Origin of the sequence: Photobacterium galatheae (assembly GCF_000695255.1) — a bacterium.
GTDB classification, from domain to species: Bacteria; Pseudomonadota; Gammaproteobacteria; order Enterobacterales; family Vibrionaceae; genus Photobacterium; species Photobacterium galatheae.
In genome coordinates, this window is record NZ_JMIB01000025.1 from 1 (window position 1) to 3,172 (window position 3,172).

Here is a 3,172-nt window from a genome sequence, read left to right on the forward strand (position 1 = left end):
ATCAGGTGGTTCCACAGCGCTATGGTCGCCAGGCAAAATTTGTTAACAATCTCGGAAAAATCTGACTAAGTTCTCAGCACATTCAAGTGTGCTCGGAGTCCGTATAAAAACCCCTTGGGTGTTGTATGGTTAAGCCTCACGGGCAATTAGTACAGGTTAGCTGAGCGCCTCACAACGCTTACACACCCTGCCTATCAACGTTCTAGTCTCGAACAGCCCTTCAGGAGACTTAAAGTCTCAGGGATGACTCATCTCAGGGCCAGCTTCCCGCTTAGATGCTTTCAGCGGTTATCTGTTCCGAACTTAGCTACCGGGCAATGCGTCTGGCGACACAACCCGAACACCAGCGGTTCGTTCACTCCGGTCCTCTCGTACTAGGAGCAACTCCCTTCAATCATCCAGCGCCCACGGCAGATAGGGACCGAACTGTCTCACGACGTTCTAAACCCAGCTCGCGTACCACTTTAAATGGCGAACAGCCATACCCTTGGGACCGACTTCAGCCCCAGGATGTGATGAGCCGACATCGAGGTGCCAAACACCGCCGTCGATATGAACTCTTGGGCGGTATCAGCCTGTTATCCCCGGAGTACCTTTTATCCGTTGAGCGATGGCCCTTCCATTCAGAACCACCGGATCACTATGACCTGCTTTCGCACCTGCTCGAACCGTCATTCTCGCAGTTAAGCGGGCTTATGCCATTGCACTAACCTCACGATGTCCGACCGTGATTAGCCCACCTTCGTGCTCCTCCGTTACGCTTTGGGAGGAGACCGCCCCAGTCAAACTACCCACCAGGCACTGTCCGCACCCCGGATAACGGGGCGACGTTAGAACATCAACACTACAAGGGTGGTATTTCAAGGACGGCTCCACAGATACTGGCGTACCTGCTTCGAAGCCTCCCACCTATCCTACACATGTAGGGTCAATGTTCAGTGCCAAGCTGTAGTAAAGGTTCACGGGGTCTTTCCGTCTAGCCGCGGGTACGCAGCATCTTCACTGCGATTTCAATTTCACTGAGTCTCGGGTGGAGACAGCGTGGCCATCATTACGCCATTCGTGCAGGTCGGAACTTACCCGACAAGGAATTTCGCTACCTTAGGACCGTTATAGTTACGGCCGCCGTTTACCGGGGCTTCGATCAAGAGCTTCTCCGAAGATAACCCCATCAATTAACCTTCCGGCACCGGGCAGGCGTCACACCGTATACGTCATCTTTCGATTTTGCACAGTGCTGTGTTTTTAATAAACAGTTGCAGCCACCTGGTATCTGCGACTGCCAGCAGCTCCAAGAGCAAGTCTCTTCACCGCCGGCAGCGTACCTTCTCCCGAAGTTACGGTACCATTTTGCCTAGTTCCTTCACCCGAGTTCTCTCAAGCGCCTTGGTATTCTCTACCCGACCACCTGTGTCGGTTTGGGGTACGATTCCTTACTATCTGAAGCTTAGAGGCTTTTCCCGGAAGCATGGCATCAATGACTTCACTGCCGTAGCAGCTCGACATCGGGTCTCAGCCTTAAGATGGTCCGGATTTGCCTAAACCATCAGCCTACACCCTTGAACCGGGACAACCGTCGCCCGGCCCACCTAGCCTTCTCCGTCCCCCCATCGCAATAGTAAGAAGTACGGGAATATTAACCCGTTTCCCATCGACTACGCCTTTCGGCCTCGCCTTAGGGGTCGACTTACCCTGCCCCGATTAACGTTGGACAGGAACCCTTGGTCTTCCGGCGTGGAGGTTTTTCACCCCCATTATCGTTACTCATGTCAGCATTCGCACTTCTGATACGTCCAGCATGCCTTACAGCACACCTTCAGCCGCTTACAGAACGCTCCCCTACCCAATACATTAAATGCATTGCCGCAGCTTCGGTGTATCACTTAGCCCCGTTAAATCTTCCGCGCAGGCCGACTCGACCAGTGAGCTATTACGCTTTCTTTAAATGATGGCTGCTTCTAAGCCAACATCCTGGCTGTCTGAGCCTTCCCACATCGTTTCCCACTTAGTGATACTTTGGGACCTTAGCTGGCGGTCTGGGTTGTTTCCCTCTCCACGACGGACGTTAGCACCCGCCGTGTGTCTCCCGGATAGTACTTACTGGTATTCGGAGTTTGCAAAGGGTTGGTAAGTCGGGATGACCCCCTAGCCTTAACAGTGCTCTACCCCCAGTAGTATTCGTCCGAGGCGCTACCTAAATAGCTTTCGGGGAGAACCAGCTATCTCCAGGTTTGATTGGCCTTTCACCCCTAGCCACAAGTCATCCGCTAATTTTTCAACATTAGTCGGTTCGGTCCTCCAGTAAGTGTTACCTCACCTTCAACCTGCCCATGGCTAGATCACCTGGTTTCGGGTCTAATCCCAGCAACTGTACGCCCAGTTAAGACTCGGTTTCCCTACGGCTCCCCTAAACGGTTAACCTTGCTACTGAAATTAAGTCGCTGACCCATTATACAAAAGGTACGCAGTCACCCCGAAGGGCTCCTACTGCTTGTACGTACACGGTTTCAGGTTCTATTTCACTCCCCTCACAGGGGTTCTTTTCGCCTTTCCCTCACGGTACTGGTTCACTATCGGTCAGTCAGGAGTATTTAGCCTTGGAGGATGGTCCCCCCATCTTCAGACAAGATAACACGTGTCCCGTCCTACTCGTTTTCACGGACAAGGTGTCGTCGGCTACGGGGCTGTCACCCTGTATCGCCATGCTTTCCAGCATGTTCGCCTGACACCAAGTTCGCTTAAGGGCTAATCCGGTTTCGCTCGCCGCTACTGCCGGAATCTCGGTTGATTTCTCTTCCTCGGGGTACTTAGATGTTTCAGTTCCCCCGGTTCGCCTCAATGCGCTATGTATTCACGCATTGATAACCGCTTATGCGGCTGGGTTTCCCCATTCGGAAATCGGTGACTCAAGTGGCTCTTACTGCCTCATCACCGCTTATCGCAAGTTAGTACGTCCTTCATCGCCTCTGACTGCCCAGGCATCCACCGTGTACGCTTAGTCACTTAACCATACAACCCCAAGAGGTTTCGTATGTTCAAACAACCAAGGTTTGATTTTTCGCCGGACTCAACTTTGCTTTCACTTTGAAAGTGAAGGCAAAAATACAAGACACTTGAATGTGTTTTGCTTGAGAACTCTGTTTCTTTCGAAACAGTTGATTCAATCCTCATA

The 3,172-nt window shown here is 52.1% G+C and carries 1 rRNA gene; it reads right to left on the reverse strand.

What is annotated here, in order from left to right:
* Positions 1–125 precede the first annotated feature (125 nt).
* Positions 126–3,009, reverse strand: a 23S ribosomal RNA gene (locus EA58_RS12360).
* Between the last annotated feature and the right edge of the window lie 163 nt (positions 3,010–3,172).